Source organism: Micromonospora tarensis, from assembly GCF_016803395.1.
Lineage (GTDB): Bacteria > Actinomycetota > Actinomycetes > Mycobacteriales > Micromonosporaceae > Micromonospora > Micromonospora tarensis.
In genome coordinates this window covers 13734-29149 of sequence record NZ_JAEVHL010000061.1, presented here as the reverse complement: position 1 = coordinate 29149, position 15416 = coordinate 13734, and the positions used below count along the sequence as shown (strand labels likewise).

Here is a 15416-nt window from a genome sequence, read left to right as displayed (position 1 = left end):
CGAACTCAACGACCGCCCCCGCATGACCCTGGGCTGGGCCACCCCCGGCGAGAAAATGACCCAACTCTTAGGTGTTGCAACCACCGGTTGAGCCCGCCCCAGGAACGGAAACTGTCCAAGATCTTCCGAGCTGAGCGTGGCAGGGCAGCCGAAACACTCCGCCGTCATGCCGTCAGGCGACAGGCACAGGCGGACCCCGCCTGCACCGAGGAAGAACCGCTTGTCAGAAGAGGACCGTGGCGAGGGTGCCGACCGGCTGGAAGCCGCAGCGCTCGTAGACGCGGCGGGCCGGCAGGTTGAAGTCGTTGACGTACAGGCTGACCGTGGGGGCGACCCGCAGCAACGCGTCGCGCACCACGGCTGCCATGGCGCCGGCCGCGATCCCTCGGCCGCGCCACTCCGGTGCCACCCAGACGCCCTGGACCTGCGCCGTCCGCTTGGTAACCACCGCCAACTCGGCCTTGAACACGACAGTGCCGTCGACGACCCGGGCGTACGCGCGACCGGCCCGGACCAGGTCGTTGACCCGCCGGCGATAGCTCCGCCCGGCGTCCTCGGCGAGTGGGGAGACGCCAACCTCTTCGGTGTACATGGCCACCGCCGCCGGGAAGAGCCGATCGACCTCGCCGGAGCGGACCTGGCGTACCTCCGGGTCGGCCGGGATGGGCGGCAGGGTGTCGGTGACCAGCAGCGGCTGGTTGGGGCGGACGTCTCGCGCTGGCCCCCAGGTGTCGGAGAGCCGATCCCACAGCCCGAGGACGGCGTCGGCTCGGCCGACGATGGAGGAGCAGAGCCGCTCCTCGCCCGCGAGCAGGTCGGCGAAGGCGGCCACCGCCGCCTCGCTCGCCAACACCGGGGTGAGGTTGCCGCCGAGCCAGCAGAGCGATTCCAGGTTGCGGCGGGCGCCGTACCCCAGGATCCTGCCTTCCGCCCGCCACCAGGAGAGCCCGCGCGCGGCAATGCGCTCGGCGACCTGCGCACCCGCGAACGGGTCATGGTCGAGCAGTCGCTCACGCGCGGCGCTCCGATTCCCCCAATTGCCGTACCGGCACCGTCAGCACGACTATCAGCCTGCCAGATCGGCCCCCCGCTTCGCCGGTCGAGTGACAAGGCCGGCACCGGTCACACCGGGCCGGGTCCGGACCGCCCACCGGACGACCGGGGGCACCAGGGCCCCGAGCAGGAGGAACAGGGCGCCGAGCACGAGCCAGCCCGGTATGCCCCAGCCGAGCGCCAGGGTGGTCACCACCACGGGCGCGAGCATCTTGCCCAGTTCGTAGCCCATGCCGTACGCCCCCTGGTACTGCCCCTGGGCGTCCGCCGGTGCCAGCTCGAAGGAGATCCCCCAGCCGGCGGCGGAGTGCCACAGCTCCCCGGTCACGTGGGCGAACGCCCCGAGGCCGAGCAGGCCGACCGCCCCGGCGGTGGGGAGCGCGCCGCTGGCGGCGAAGAGTACGCAGGCCAGCGCGATGGCCAGGCCCGCTCGACGGGCCGCGCGGGCGGCTCCGGGCAGGGTGGCGGCGGTACGGGCGGCGCGGACCTGGAGGAGCACCACCAGCACGGTGTTGACAAGCGTCAACGCGGAGATCATCCAGGCGGGAGCCCGGGTGTGCCCGGCGATCCACAGCGGCAGGGCGATGGTGAGCAGGCTGAAGTGCATGGACATCAGCCCGTCGACCAGGGTGAAGGCGAGGAACGGACGGTCCCGCAGGGCGACCAGTCGAGGGCCGTGCGTCGGGGCGGTGACCGGGGCGACGGTGGGCAGCCGGAGAAGGATCGCCGCCGCGACCAGTGACGCCGACGCTGCGGTCAGGATCAGCGCGACGTACCCGGTTCGGGTGTCGGCGGCGATGGCGAAGCCGCCCAGGACGGCACCGACGGAGATTCCGACGTTTGTGGTGGCCCGCAGGTAGGCACGGGTGCGGACCCGCTCGGCGGTCGGGACCGTTCCGGCGATCAGCGCGCCCCGGGCACCACGCTCGGTCGCGTCGGCGAGTGCGGTGGCGGCTCCCACCAGCACGAACGCGGGAAACGACCGGACGGCGATCAGCCCGGTGGTCAGGATGCCGGCGACGAACAGCGCGCCGACCTGCACACCGCGTGGGCCGACACGGTCGGCCAGGTAGCCGCTCGGTGTGCTGGCCAGGACGCCGACGAGCGCCGAGATGGTCAGGCCGATGCCTACCTGGGTCGCGGACAGGCCGACCGACCGGGTGAGGAAGAGCGCGCTGGCGACGAGCCACAGACCCCGCCCGACGGTCTTGACCAGGGTGCCGAGGGTGAGGACCCGGGCCGGGCCGGGTGGGGGAAGCAGCCGCATGACCAGGACCTTAACAAGACGTACGTACGGTTTGCAACGGCAGGGTTGTCGACGATGCATTGCCGATATATCGTTGATGCATCAGCGACAGTACGAAGATTGGAGAACCGATGAGGTTCCATCGACAGATGCACGAGGCCCGGATGCGCGGGTTCGGCTTCCCACCGGTACCACCCGGCCCGCACGGTCATGAGCACGGACACGGCGGCCCGTGGGGCGGCCGGGGCCGGGGACGGGGTCGGGGCCGACGCCCCAACGTCCGGGCCGCAGTGCTGGCCCTGCTCACCGAGCGGCCGATGCACGGCTACGAGATGATCCAGGAGATCGACTCCCGCACCGGCGGTGCGTGGCGACCGAGTCCGGGCTCGATCTACCCGACCCTGCAGCTACTGGAGGACGAGGGTGTGATCGTCGCGAGCACCGAGGAGTCCGGTGGCGGGCGGAAGCGATTCACGCTCACCGAACCCGGTCAGGCGGAGGCCGCCGAGGCCGCGCAGACTCCACCCTGGGCGGACGTCGCCCAGGGCACGGTGAGCAGTTGGCACGACATCCGCGATTCCGGCGCGCAGGCGATGAACGCGCTGCGCCAGGTGATGACGCACGGCACCGACGACCAGCGCGAGCGGGCCGCCCAGGTGCTCGACGAGACCCGACGCAAGTTGTACGCGATCCTCGCCGAATCCGAGTGACGCCAGGCCGCACCGCCGCACGAAGGCCACCGCCCGAAGGCCACCGCACGAAGGCCACCGCACGAAGGCCGCCGCACGAAGGCCACCGCACGAAGGCCACCGCGCACGGAGGCACCGCGCGGTGCCGGGCCACCGCACCCACACGACGACAGCGGCCGCTCCCCCGCACGGGGAACGGCCGCTGTCGGTTACGGGTCGGGGTCAGTGCACGGTGACGGTCGGGCCGGTGACCAGCCCCCGGAGCTCCTCGGGAAGCTCGGCGCCCATCTCGTCGGCGATCCGCAGCGCCTCCTCGATCAGGGTCTCCACGATCTGCGCCTCGGGCACCGTCTTGACGACCTGCCCCTTGACGAAGATCTGGCCCTTGCCGTTGCCGGAGGCGACGCCGAGGTCGGCCTCGCGGGCCTCGCCCGGGCCGTTGACGACGCAGCCCATCACGGCCACCCGCAGCGGCACCGGCAGCCCTTCCAGACCGGCGGTGACCTCCTCGGCGAGCTTGTAGACGTCCACCTGGGCCCGCCCACAGGACGGGCAGGAGACGATCTCCAGGCCGCGCTCGCGCAGGCCCAGCGACTCCAGGATCTGGTTGCCGACCTTGATCTCCTCCACCGGCGGGGCGGAGAGCGACACCCGGATGGTGTCGCCGATCCCCTCGGCGAGCAGGGCGCCGAAGGCGACCGCCGACTTGATGGTGCCCTGGAAGGCCGGGCCGGCCTCGGTGACACCCAGGTGCAGCGGGTAGTCGCACTGCTCGGCCAACTGCCGGTACGCGCGGATCATCACGACCGGGTCGTTGTGCTTGACCGAGATCTTGATGTCCCGGAAGCCGTGCTCCTCGAAGAGCGAGCACTCCCACAGCGCCGACTCGACGAGTGCCTCGGCGGTGGCCTTGCCGTACTTGGACAGCAGTCGCTTGTCCAGTGAGCCGGCGTTCACGCCGATCCGGATCGGCACCCCGGCCGCCCCGGCGGCACGAGCGATCTCCTTGACCTTGTCGTCGAACTGCCGGATGTTGCCCGGGTTGACCCGGACCGCGGCGCAGCCCGCGTCGATGGCGGCGAAGACGTACTTGGGCTGGAAGTGGATGTCGGCGATCACCGGGATCTGCGACTTCTTCGCGATCGCGGGCAGCGCCTCGACGTCGTCCTGGGACGGCACGGCCACCCGGACGATCTGGCAGCCGGACGCGGTCAGCTCGGCGATCTGCTGGAGGGTCGCGTTGACATCCGAGGTGAGGGTCGTGGTCATCGACTGCACGGAGACCGGGGCGCCACCGCCGACCGGCACCGGACCGACCATGATCTGACGGCTGGCCCGACGGGGCGCGAGCGGCGGAGGCGGCACGGCGGGCATGCCGAGACTGATTGCTGTCACTTCAGGCACTCACCTTGAGAAGAGCGTGATCGGGTTGACGACGTCCGCCGCGATCGTCAGCAGCGTGAACGCGCCACCGATCAGGATCACCGCGTACGTGAAGGGCATCAGTTTGAGGTAGTCCACCCGGCCGGGGTCGGCCCGGCCGATCCGCGCGTAGACCCAGGAGCGGCCGCTCGAACCAGGCGATGGCGATGTGGCCGCCGTCCACCGGGAGTAGCGGCAGCAGGTTGAACACGCCGATGAAGAAGTTCAGCGACACGAAGAGCATGAAGAAGACCAGCCAGGCGTTGTTCTCCACCGCCTCGCCGCCGAGCCGGCTGGCGCCGACCACGCTGATCGGGGTGTCGACGTCCCGCTCGCCGCCGGTGAGGGCGGTCCACAGGGCGGGGACCTTCTGCGGAAGGCGCTGCAACGCCTGGGCGGTGCCGACGGCCAGGTCGCCGGTGAAGTCGGCGGTGGCCCCGAAGGCGCCGACCGGCCCGTACGTCACTCGGGTGGGGGTGCTGGGGACCAGGCCGACACCGAGCGCGGCCACCGGCGCGACGGCGCCGCTCGGGTCGTCCAGCGGCGGACGTTGGGTCTGCGCGAGCACTGTGCTGGTGGTGCCGGGCTGCCGTCGCGGACGTACGCGATCTGCGCGGTGTCGCCCGGCTTGAGCCCGCGCAGCGTGGTCAGCAGGTCGCCGTAGTTGGTGATCGGCGTGCCGTTGACCGAGGTGATCCGGTCGCCGTTCTTCAACTGCGCCTGGGCGGCCGGGCTGGCCGCGTCGGTGGGGGTGCAGGCGCGGACCGCGTTCTCCGCGACCACGCAGTCGCTGAGCCGGATGACGGCGGGCTCCTGGCGGGCCTGGGCGTCGGTGGTGGGGAAGTCGGGGTTGGGCAGGCCGGCGGAGACGGCGAGGATCCAGATGGTGATCAGGGCGAGCGCGAAGTGCGTGATCGACCCGGCGGCCATCACGATCGTCCGCTTCCAGACCGGGTAGCGCCACATCACCCGCGACTCGTCGCCGGGCTCGACGTCGTCGTCCTGCGGGGTCATCCCGACGATCTTGCAGAAGCCGCCGAGCGGGATGCCCTTGAGGCCGTACTCGGTCTCACCTCGTCGGAACGACCAGATGGTGGGGCCGAAGCCGACGAAGTACTTGGTGACCTTCATCCCGAACATCTTGGCGGTCAGCAGGTGCCCCGCCTCGTGCAGACTCACCGAGATGAGGATGGCCAGGGCGAAGAGGACCACCCCGAGCAGGTACGACATCAAGCTCCTTCCACCGAACCCGCGATGATCTCCTGCGCGTGCGCGCGTGCCCACGACTCGGCGGCGAGCACGTCCTCGACGGTACCTGGTTCGCCGAAGTCCGGAGCCTCGTCCAACACGCGCTCGAGGGTGTCGACGATGCCGAGGAACGGCAGTCGGCCCGCGGTGAAGGCCGCCACGCACTCCTCGTTCGCCGCGTTGTAGATCGCCGGGCGGCATCTGCCGGTCTCGCCAGCGGACTTGGCCAGCGCCACGGCCGGGAACGCGTCGTCGTCGAGCGGCGCGAACTCCCAGGTGTGCGCGGCCGTCCAGTCGACGGCGGCGGCGGCCTCGGGCACCCGGTCCGGCCAGGCCAGCGCGACCGCGATGGGCAGCCGCATGTCCGGCGGGCTGGCCTGGGCGATCGTCGACCCGTCGACGAACTCGACCATCGAGTGGATCACCGATTGCGGGTGCACCACCACGGTGATGTCGGCGTAGGGCACGTCGAACAGCTCGTGCGCCTCGATCACCTCCAGCGCCTTGTTGACCATGGTGGCCGAGTTGATCGTGACCACCGGCCCCATGTTCCACGTCGGGTGTGCCAGGGCCTGCTCGGGCGTGACGCGCGTCAACTCGTCGCGCCGTCGACCCCGGAACGGGCCGCCGCTGGCGGTGACGATCAGCCGGCGTACCTCGCCGCGCGACCCGGACCGCAGGCACTGGGCCAGCGCCGAGTGCTCCGAGTCCACCGGGACGATCTGCCCCGGCCGCGTCACCGCGGCCTTGACCAGCGGGCCGCCGGCCACCAGCGACTCCTTGTTGGCCAGGGCGAGGGTACGACCACCGCGCAGCGCGGCCAGCGTGGGAGCGAGGCCCAGCGAGCCGACCACGCCGTTGAGCACGATGTCGCACGGCAACTGGGCCAACTCGGTCATCGCGTCCGGCCCGGCCACGATCTTGGGAAGCTTGAAGTCGCCGGTGGCCCACCCGCGCCGGCTCGCCTCGGCGTAGAACGCGAGTTGCAGGTCCTGCGCGGCGGATGCCTTGGCCACCCCGACCACCTCGACGCCCAACTCCAGGGCCTGCGCGGCGAGCAGCTCGACGTTGCCGCCGCCGGCACCCACCGCCACCACCCGGAACTGGTCCGGGTTGCGCCGGACGATGTCGATGGCCTGCGTACCGATCGAACCGGTGGACCCGAGCAGAACGAGGTCGCGGGGGGAAGTCACCCGGCCATTCTTCCCCACCCCCGCTGTACGCCCGCTGGGAGCCTCAGCCCTCCCCCGCCAACCGGCCGCCGTCAGCGCGCATCGCCAATCATGATCGACTCGGCTTCACGGAAGTCGGGGTATCCCCAGCGCTGGGATACCCCGACTTCATTGGAACCGTGTTGATCGAGCCGGACGGTTAGCCGCCGTTGATGACGAACTGCGAGCCCGGCTGGACGACGATGTTGCCGTCGGCCGAGTTGGTGATGGTCACGTTCGTCAGGTTGGCGTTGCCGCGCGCGCCGCTCATCGCGAGGATGCCGGCGCCGTTGTTGGACTTGTCGATCCGCACGTTGGTGATGGCGACGTTCGGCATGTTGCCGCCACCGTTCTTGAACTGGATGCCGTCGTAGGTCGAGTCGACGATATCGGTGTCCCGGATCGTCACCCCGACGATGTCCCGGGTGGCCGGGAAGAGGGTGATGGCACCGAACTCCTGGTCCTCGTTCCAGAACGCGCCGCCGGTGCGGTAGAGCCCGTTGTTGGCGATCAGCGTCGTCCCGGAGAAGGGCAACGGGTCGTGGTCGGTGGCCAGCATGATGCCCGGGTAGTTGGCGGTGTCGTAGATCAGGTTGTTCTCGATCGAGTTGTCGTAGCCGCCGTAGATGGCGATGCCGTTCGCCCGCCAGGGCAGCTGGATGGTGTTGTTGACGAAGTGGTTGTCGTGGGCGATGTCGACGTTGCGGTCCTTGACGTAGGGGTTGGCCCAGACGGCCAGGGCGTCGTCACCTGTGGTCCGGAAGGACGAGTTGAACACCCGCGAGTTGCGCGTGCCGTTGCTGAAGTTGATGCCGTCGGCGTACGTGTTGCGGATCCGCATGCCGCTGAACTCCAGCCCGTCGGCCGGCCCCCACAGGTCGGGGATGTTGTCGTAGTCGCGGCCGACCCAGACACCCACGTTGGCGTGCTCGATCCAGACGTTGCTGATCCGGGTGCCGGTGCCGAAGCGACCGTTCAGACCCACACCACCCTCGGCGTTGCCGTCACCGCCACGGATCCGGCCCGAGCCGAAGATGGCGATGTCGGAGATCTGGGTGTTCTTGTCGATGTCGAAGCCGAAGTTGCCCTCGTGCGGGTGGTTGATGCCGCCCACCACGTTCTGCGGCTCGGTAAGCGTGTACAGCTGCGAGTGCCACATGCCGGCGCCCCGGATGGTGACGTTGCTGATGCCGACCTGGTTGTGCGTACCCCGGTTCAGCGGGTCGTCGGTCAGGATCTTCTGCTCCTGCCGCCACTGGCCGGCCGGGATCCAGACGCAGCTGATGACGCCGTTCTGGTCGTCGGTCACCGCCCGCTGGATCGCGGCGGTGTCGTCCAGCCCGTCGTTCGGGACCGCGCCGTACGAGGTGATCGAGGTGCAGCCGGCCGGTTGGCTCGCCGCCGGGGCCACCTGCTCCAGGTCGATCATGTCGATGACGTAGAACGAGGCGGTGTCGCCCGAGTCGCGCTGCAACTTGAACCGGGTGCCGGCCGGGTACGACTGGGCCAGCAGCGCGTTCGACTCGTCGAAGAGCCGTCGGGCGTCGGCCTGCGGGGTGTTGGTCAGCGCCTCCGGCCCGTCGGTGTTGCCGTAGAGCCAGCTGTGCTTCGACGACAGTGTCAACTTCCGGGAGAAGACGTCGTTGACGTAGAGGCTGATGGTCGCCTCGATGCCGCCGCCACCGGGCGCGTCCGGGATGGAGTTGCGCACCACGATGGCGTTGGCCTGGTTGGCCGAGGTGAACTCGACGAACTGGCCGGTGCTGGTGAGCCGCACCGACTTGCGGCCCGAGGACTCGCTGGCGAAGTTGGTGTGGCCGAAGGTGCGCAGCGGATCGGCCTCCAGCAGCGTGCCCTGGTAACGGCCGGCCTCCGCCTCGTACGAGACGTACGGGACGGCGGCCCCGCGCCCGACCACGATCGACTGACTGAACGCGTTGTTGGTCTCGTTGGTCTCGGCGACCGCGTTTGTGGCGTCGGCGGTGGCGGTGATGGTGGCGCCGCCGCTGGTGGCGGTCCAGCTGCCGCTGACGGCCACGGTGACCGTCGCGCCGGCGGCGATCGAGGAGGTGTTGGTGTTCAGCGTGGTGCCGCCCACCACCAATCGGGTGACGGTGGTGGCGCCGGTCGCGGTGGTGCCCCGGTTGCGGACCGCCACGGTGAAGGTGACGGCCGCCCCGACGGCCGGGTTCGGCGGGTTCGAGGCGATGCTGAGCACCTGGAGGTCGGGCCCCGGCGCCTGCGTCACCACCAGCGGCGACGGCGCGGTGAGGCTGTTGTTGCCGTTGTTCTGCTCGACGATCGTGTTGGTCGGGTCGACCACCGCCGAAACGGGGTAGCTGCCCATCGGCCGGGTACCGGCGTTGAACGACACGGTGGTCGACGCGCCGGCGGCGAGCGCGCCCACCGTGGCGCTACCGACGACCCCGCCGGCCAGGCTGAAGTTCACGGTGGTCGCCGCCGCGGCGGCGGACCCGATGTTCTGCACCACCGCCGAGAGCGTGACCGGGGAGACCTCGCTGGGCGACGTGGGCGACCAGGTCACCGAGCTGACGACCAGGTCCGGGTTGGGCGCTGGCGTGCCGCACACCTCAAGCTCCGCGACCTGCCCGGACGGTGCGCCGGTGTTGCCGGTGAACCGCAACTGCACGTCCGCCGTGGTCGCGCTGACCGGGATGGTGACCACGTTGGTGCCCTGCACGAACTGGTACGCCGCCGCCGACACCAGGCTGGTGTACGCCGACGACGCCTGGTCGCGGCCGAGGACCTGGATGGTCTGGGTGCGGGTGCCCCAGGCCGGGTCCGGGTTGAGCTTCACGGTGACGCCGGAGATCGAGTGGTTCGCGCCCAGCGCCACGGTCAGGTTCTGCGGGTAGCTCGCCGCGCCCTCCCAGTAGGTGCTGAGCTGCCCGTCGTTCGCCTTGTCGGGGGTGAAGCTGAAGGTGGAGCCGCTCGCCGTCATGCTCTTGCCCTGCGCCACGTTGGTGCAGGCGGGCGGGTTGCTGCCGGTCCGGGTGACGGTGTTGCTGTTGCCGGAGAGGTTGCCGGCGCGTCGCGGGCCCGGACGTGGTACGACACGGTCGCCGTCGCCGGCTGGGTGTCCTGGTAGCTGAGGACGGTGCCCAGCGTGGCGATCAGGTTGCCGCCCCGGTAGACGTTGTAGCCGGCCAGGCCGCTGCCACCGGAGTCGGTGGAGGCACCCCAGGTGAGCGTGATCGTGCTGCCCGACGTGCTCTGCGACAACGTTCCCGGGACGCTCGGCGCGGTGGTGTCGCCGCCGCTGCCGGTGCGGGTCACCGTGTTGCTGTTGCCGGAGAGGTTGCCAGCCGCGTCGCGTGCCCGGACGTGGTAGGACACCGTCGCGGTGGCCGGCTGGGTGTCGTTGAAGGTGGTCACGTTCCCGATGGACTGGAGGAACGCGCCGTTGCGGTAGACGTCGTAGCCGGCGATGCCGCTGCCGCCCGCGTTGTCGGTCGACGCGACCCAGTTGAGGCTGATGGTGGTGCCCGACTGGGTGTACGAGAGGTTGCCCGGCACGCTCGGCGCGGTGGTGTCCGGGGTGGTGCCGCCGCTGCCGTACACCTCCAGCTCGGACAGTTGCCCCGCCGGCCAGCCGCTGTTGGCGGTGACGGTGATCCGGACGTAGCGGGTGGAGGTCTGGCTGAAGTTGATCGTGACGGTGCTGCCGCTCGCCGGGTTGAAGGTGTACGTCTGCGAGCCGACCATGTCGGTGAAGGACGAACCGTTGGCGCTGCCCCGCACGCTCAACGTCTGCGTCCGGGTGGCCCAGCCGTTGGTCGGCAGCTTGAGCACGACCTGGTTGACGCTCTGCGCGGAACCGAGGTCGACCTGCACCCACTGCGGGAACGAGTTGTTGAGGCTCTCCCAGTAGCTGCCCGCGTTGCCGTCGACAACCCTCGACGAGTCGTAGACGTCGGCGTGGCCGCTCTCCTGGGTTGGGCGGCCCTGGGCCAGGTTGGTGGCCGCCGGGGCGAACCCGGTGCTCGGGGCGGCTGCCGGGGCGGCGGGGCGGGCGGCGCCGGCCGGGTTCGCGACAGCGGTCGCTCCCGCCGTGGCGATCAGCGTGGCCGCGGCTGTCGCCGCCACCATCCGGAACAGATTCGTTCGTCTCATGACTGTCCTGTCGTCGGGGACGGTTGCCGCGGCGGGGGTGACCACGGGTGGGGGTGAGCGGCAGTACAGCGGCACGCGAGGACGCCAAGCCGAGTTTTCCGAGCGGATGCACGAAAACAGGCACGGCTTTGTCGAAATCTTGCATGGCTTTGCCCAAAGGTTACTGACGTGCTACGGGAGCGTCAACACTTCGACAGGCGTGACTATTTATGGGCGTGCGCGCGCCGAGGCGCCGTCGGACAGCTCGGCGTCAGAGGCCGGGACGCGGCGGGCAGACATCACTTCGAGCCGTATACCTCACAGTCATAAATATTGACCCTGAGGTATACGGCTCCGAGGCGTGTTGGCCGCTAGCGCGGAGCGCCGGCAAGACGTGGGCACGGCGCGGAGCACGGACAAGGCGCGGGACGCGGGGCACAGGGCGTTGGTAAGGCGCGGGGCGCGCAACGCAGGGCACGGGCAGGGCGGTGGGTCTACACGGCGGGGCGCAGGCCCGGGGTGCCGGAATTGACATCCGGGCCTGCGACCTTCGAGGAGGGTGATCAGCTGCCCGGTGCCGCGCGGACGAAGGTCTCCAACAACTCGCCGCCGTACCAGTCGGTGCGCTGGCCCACGTGCGTCATCCCGAGTCGCCGGCAGACCGCCATCGACGGCTCGTTACCCGGCGACACGAGCGCGTAGATCTCCGAGGTGCCGGCGGCGAACTCCCGCGCCATGAGCGCGCGGGCCGCCTCGGTGGCGTAGCCGTGGCCCCACGAGTCCGGATGCAGGTGCCAGCCGGTCTCGATGTCCTCGGTACGCACCGTCTCGTCCCGCCCCGGCAGCGGCTTGAGCAACACCGTGCCCACCACCCGGCCGGTCTCGCGAACCTCGATCGCCCAGGTGCCGTACCGACCGCCGTCGGCGGCGTGCCGGTCCCGCCAGACTTGCAGCCGCTCGACGGCCTGCGCCGGGTCGGTCATCGGCAGGCCCGGTGACACGGCCAGCCAGCGAGTGATCTCCGGACGGGAGTAGATGTCGTAGATCCGGGCCAGATCGGCCGGCTCGTCGGTCCAATCGCGCAGGATGAGGCGTTCGGTGGTGAGAACAGTCATGACCGGCGATCTTAGGGAGTGACGACGCGACGGCAGGGAAGGAGACGGCGATGGGCAACGGATGGCAGCGAGCGAAGCGGATCACCAGCGCCGCGTTCCGCCCGGTGCGCGGGCGGGATCTGTCACTGCACGCCGCCGCGATCACCTTCTACGGGGCGATCGCGGTGGTGCCGGTCGCCCTGCTGGCGATCTGGCTCACCGCGCTGCTGGCCGGAGCCGATCGGGTACGCCGGCTCACCTCGCACGCCGTGGAGGCCCTGCCCACCGCGATCGGCGCGCCCCGGGCGGTGGACGCGCTGGTCAACGCCGGAGTGGAGTTGACCCCGGTGCTGGCGCTGGCCTCCCTGCTGCCGGCCTCCCTGTACGGCGAGGGCCTGCGCCGGGCATTCGTGTCGGTGGCCGCGCCCCGCTCCGACGAACACCTGGTCGGCTGGCGGGGCCGACTGCTGCTGCTGCCGCTGCTCGCGCCGGCCCCCGCGCTGCTGCTGTCGATCCTGCTCGCGCTTCCGCTCACCACCGGCCTGGTACGCCAGGGCGGTTGGTTCGGTGTGCTCGGCGTGGTGCTGTCGTTCCTGGCGGTCTGGCTGGTGCTCACGCCGGTGCTGATGTGGGTGTTCCGGGTGGTCGGGCCGGCCTCACCGGACTGGCTCTCCACCCTCGGGATCGGGTCGTTCACCGCCGCGAACCTCTCCGGCTTCCTGCACGGCTTCGTGCTCTTCGCCTCGCTCCCGCTGGACCTGGGGGTGCCGTTCGGCGGCTTCGACGAGATCGGCGCCGGCGTGGCCGTACTCCTCTGGCTCTACCTGTTCCACGTGATCGTCCTGGCCGGCTACTCCGCCACCCTCGCCCTCTCCCGCTGGCGCACCACCCGCACCCCCCAGTCGGGTTGATCAAGAAGTTTGCGTCAGTTCCCCGCCGTTCGCCGACGCGAACCTCTTGATCACCGAGGGCGGATGGGGTGGGGTGGGCTAGGCTGCGGCGGCATGAGTGGTGAGATTCCGGTTCGGGCCGACGTCGTGATCGTCGGTGCCGGGCACAACGGTCTGGTCTCCGCGATCCTGCTGGCCCGGGCCGGGCTGGACGTCCTGGTGTTGGAGGCCGCCGACGTGATCGGCGGCGCGACCCGCACCGAGAACCCGTTCCCGAAGGTGCCGGGGCTGCGCCACTCCACCGGCTCGTACCTGCTCGGGCTGATGCCCCCGGAACTGCTCAGCACGCTCGACGTACGGATCCCGGTGCTGCGCCGCGATCCGCACTACTTCCTCCCGACGCCGGGCGGCCTCGGCTCGCCGTACCTGCTCTTCGGCAGTGACACCGCCGCCACCCGGGCGCAGCTCGCCGAGTTCTTCTCCCCCGCCGACGTGGCCGCCGACGACGCCATGCAGGCCGAGCTGGCCGCGCTGCGCGAGGATCTCGCCCCGGCCTGGCTGGCCGAGCCGCTGAGCGTGCCGGAGACCGCCGAGCGGTACGTCCGCCCGGCACTGCGGCAGGTCTTCGTCGACCTGGTGCGCGGGTCGGTCGCGGACTACCTGGCCCGGTTCGAGTTCCGCTCCGAACTGCTGGTCAGCATGTACGCGGTCACCGACGGGCTGTCCGGGCTCAACGCCGGCCCGGACGACCCCGGCACCGGCCACAACTTCCTCGTGCACAACATGTGCCGACTCCCGGGCTCGGGCGGCACCTGGATGATCGCCGAGGGCGGGATGGGCACGGTCTCCGGGACGTTCGCCGAGGCCGCGCGGGCCGCCGGGGCGACGATCCTGACCGGTACGCCGGTAACCGCTGTGACAGTGGACGGCGGCGCGGCGAGCGGAGTGGTGCTGGCCGACGGTCGGGAGGTCGCCGCCCCGGTGGTGCTCGGCGCGTGTGACCCGTACCGGCTGCTGGACCTGTTGCCCGACGGCGCGCTGCCGGTGCCGCTCGGCGAGCGGATGGCGGCGGTCCGCCGCCCCGGCACCACCCTCAAGCTCAACCTGGCGCTCACCGGGCTGCCCAGCTTCTCCTGCCTGCCGGCCGAGGCGCCGAGCCCGTTCGGGTCGACCATCCACCTGCTGCCGGGCTCCGCGTCGCTGGTCGGCGGGGAGGCGACCTCGCCGATGACCGCGCTGCGCGCGATGTGGGCGGACGTGCAGGCCGGGCGGCTGCCGGCGGAGCCCACCATCGAGTGGTATTTGCACACCACAGTCGATCCGTCGCTCTCCGACGCCGCCGGGCACCACTCGTCGGCGCTGTTCGTGCAGTCCGTCCCCTACGAGCTGGCCGGCACCACCTGGGACGCGGCACTGCCCGGCTACGTCGACCGGCTCGTCGAGATCGTCGAGCGGTACGCGCCCGGCACCGCCGACCTCATCGCCGACGCGGTGCCGCTGCCGCCGCCCGGCATCGAAAAGCACTTCGGCATCACCGGTGGGCACATCCACCACGTCGACAACACCGTCTCGTTCACCGACCGGATGCCCTACGCCACCGGCATCGACGGCGTGTACGCGGGCAGCGCCGGCTGCCACCCGGCCGGCAGCGTGATCGGCGCCGCCGGCCACAACGCCGCCCGCCGCATCCTGGCCGACCTAGGCCGCTGACCCGCCCTCGGCGGGGCTGGCCGACGGTCGGAGGTCGCCCGCGCCCCCGATCAGGTAGTAGCCGACCAGCAGAAGGTACGCGCAGAGGCTGAGGATGGGGTCGACGAAGACGACGGCGAAGGCCACCAGGTAGAGCAGGGGCTTGAGGAGGATCCGACGTGCGACCGCCTGAGCCAGCCGGGGATCCAGGTCGGAGCGGAGCAGCCCGCGTCGACGGGCCCACCACCAGGTCAGATTGACGAAGATCGCCTCACCGAGCACGGTGCCGACGTAGAGCCCGGCGGTCAGCCGCTGCTCGGTCACCCCACCGCGCAGGTTGTCCGACAGCAGGTCGGCGGTGAACGGGATGGTGGCGATGAAGAGCAGCACGAACAGGTTGAGGACGAGCAGCATCTGGTCGACCCGGGCGACGTACCGCCACAGGTTGTGGTGGGCGAGCCAGACCTGACCAGCGATCGCGAAGGTGATGACGTACGCCAGGTAGGACGGCCAGGCGTGGGCCAGGGCGTCCGGAAGCTCCCGCCCGCTCTCCCGCGCCGGGCCGCTCTGCAGCAGCTCGACCGCCATCACCGTCAGCACGACCGCGAAGACCCCGTCGCTGAACGTCTCCACCCGGGCAGCGTCCCGGGTCTTCTCCCGGCCGCGCCCGTACCGAAACTCGTCCTCCTGCGCGCCCGCCGCCACTGCCGCCCCGCTCTCGATGGTGTCCGGTTGATACCGGACCGCGGCTTTCACCGCAC

The 15416-nt window shown here is 70.8% G+C and carries 10 protein-coding genes and 2 pseudogenes; 3 read left to right on the top strand and 9 right to left on the bottom strand.

The genetic code is table 11. The annotated features are described in order from the left end of the window. Positions 1–223: 223 nt before the first annotated feature. Both JM949_RS14785 and JM949_RS14780 read right to left on the bottom strand, forming a co-directional pair. Positions 224–1061, bottom strand: a pseudogene (locus JM949_RS14785) (GNAT family N-acetyltransferase). Positions 1062–1066: 5 nt separating this feature from the next. Beyond that, positions 1067–2320 carry an MFS transporter gene (locus JM949_RS14780; protein ID WP_203149056.1) on the bottom strand — a complete coding sequence of 418 codons (1254 nt, stop codon included), beginning with the start codon at positions 2318–2320 and terminating at the stop codon, positions 1067–1069. Between the two features lie 110 nt (positions 2321–2430). Between JM949_RS14780 and JM949_RS14775 the strand changes: the two genes are divergently transcribed. Continuing rightward, positions 2431–3009 (top strand): PadR family transcriptional regulator, encoded by a 579-nt coding sequence (locus tag JM949_RS14775; RefSeq protein WP_203149055.1) that lies wholly within the window; start codon positions 2431–2433, stop codon positions 3007–3009. A 201-nt stretch (positions 3010–3210) separates the two neighbouring features. On the opposite strand, the gene ispG is transcribed toward JM949_RS14775, so the two are convergent. The 6 genes and pseudogenes from ispG to JM949_RS14750 form a co-directional block, all read right to left on the bottom strand. Further along, positions 3211–4383, bottom strand: coding sequence for a flavodoxin-dependent (E)-4-hydroxy-3-methylbut-2-enyl-diphosphate synthase (ispG, locus tag JM949_RS14770; protein ID WP_203149054.1), 1173 nt, complete (start codon positions 4381–4383; stop codon positions 3211–3213). A gap of 9 nt (positions 4384–4392) precedes the next feature. Further along, positions 4393–5640 (bottom strand): annotated as a pseudogene (locus JM949_RS14765) (M50 family metallopeptidase). Beyond that, positions 5640–6851: a 1-deoxy-D-xylulose-5-phosphate reductoisomerase gene (gene dxr, locus JM949_RS14760; protein ID WP_203149053.1), complete on the bottom strand. Its 1212-nt coding sequence runs from the start codon at positions 6849–6851 to the stop codon at positions 5640–5642. Before dxr ends, JM949_RS14765 begins: the two are co-directional and overlap by 1 nt. 178 nt (positions 6852–7029) lie before the next feature. After that, positions 7030–9831 carry a CARDB domain-containing protein gene (locus JM949_RS14755; protein WP_238433183.1) on the bottom strand — a complete coding sequence of 934 codons (2802 nt, stop codon included), beginning with the start codon at positions 9829–9831 and terminating at the stop codon, positions 7030–7032. Beyond that, positions 9828–11003, bottom strand: a complete 1176-nt coding sequence (locus JM949_RS37030; RefSeq protein ID WP_238433182.1) for a discoidin domain-containing protein — start codon at positions 11001–11003, stop codon at positions 9828–9830. The genes JM949_RS14755 and JM949_RS37030 overlap by 4 nt, the downstream gene beginning before the upstream one ends. 542 nt (positions 11004–11545) lie before the next feature. Further along, complete coding sequence (locus JM949_RS14750) at positions 11546–12097, bottom strand: GNAT family N-acetyltransferase (RefSeq protein ID WP_203149052.1); 552 nt, start codon at positions 12095–12097, stop codon at positions 11546–11548. Between the two features lie 50 nt (positions 12098–12147). Here JM949_RS14750 and JM949_RS14745 point away from each other — a divergent pair, with 50 nt between their 5' ends. Beyond that, positions 12148–12987: a YhjD/YihY/BrkB family envelope integrity protein gene (locus tag JM949_RS14745; protein ID WP_203149051.1), complete on the top strand. Its 840-nt coding sequence runs from the start codon at positions 12148–12150 to the stop codon at positions 12985–12987. A gap of 93 nt (positions 12988–13080) precedes the next feature. Beyond that, positions 13081–14676 (top strand): phytoene desaturase family protein, encoded by a 1596-nt coding sequence (locus JM949_RS14740; protein WP_203149050.1) that lies wholly within the window; start codon positions 13081–13083, stop codon positions 14674–14676. On the opposite strand, the gene JM949_RS14735 is transcribed toward JM949_RS14740, so the two are convergent. Beyond that, the gene (locus JM949_RS14735; RefSeq protein ID WP_203149058.1) at positions 14665–15360 is read right to left on the bottom strand and encodes a TMEM175 family protein; all 696 of its coding nucleotides are present in this window, start codon (positions 15358–15360) and stop codon (positions 14665–14667) included. The genes JM949_RS14740 and JM949_RS14735 overlap by 12 nt on opposite strands. Positions 15361–15416 lie beyond the last annotated feature (56 nt).

Bases quoted from the DNA above. Each gene is read 5' to 3' on its own strand.
- JM949_RS14780 (WP_203149056.1), bottom strand. From the start codon at position 2,320: ATGCGGCTGCTTCCCCCACCCGGCCCGGCCCGGGTCCTCACCCTCGGC.
- JM949_RS14775 (WP_203149055.1), top strand. From the start codon at position 2,431: ATGAGGTTCCATCGACAGATGCACGAGGCCCGGATGCGCGGGTTCGGC.
- JM949_RS14755 (WP_238433183.1), bottom strand. From the start codon at position 9,831: ATGACGGCGAGCGGCTCCACCTTCAGCTTCACCCCCGACAAGGCGAAC.
- JM949_RS37030 (WP_238433182.1), bottom strand. From the start codon at position 11,003: ATGAGACGAACGAATCTGTTCCGGATGGTGGCGGCGACAGCCGCGGCC.
- JM949_RS14750 (WP_203149052.1), bottom strand. From the start codon at position 12,097: ATGACTGTTCTCACCACCGAACGCCTCATCCTGCGCGATTGGACCGAC.
- JM949_RS14745 (WP_203149051.1), top strand. From the start codon at position 12,148: ATGGGCAACGGATGGCAGCGAGCGAAGCGGATCACCAGCGCCGCGTTC.
- JM949_RS14740 (WP_203149050.1), top strand. From the start codon at position 13,081: ATGAGTGGTGAGATTCCGGTTCGGGCCGACGTCGTGATCGTCGGTGCC.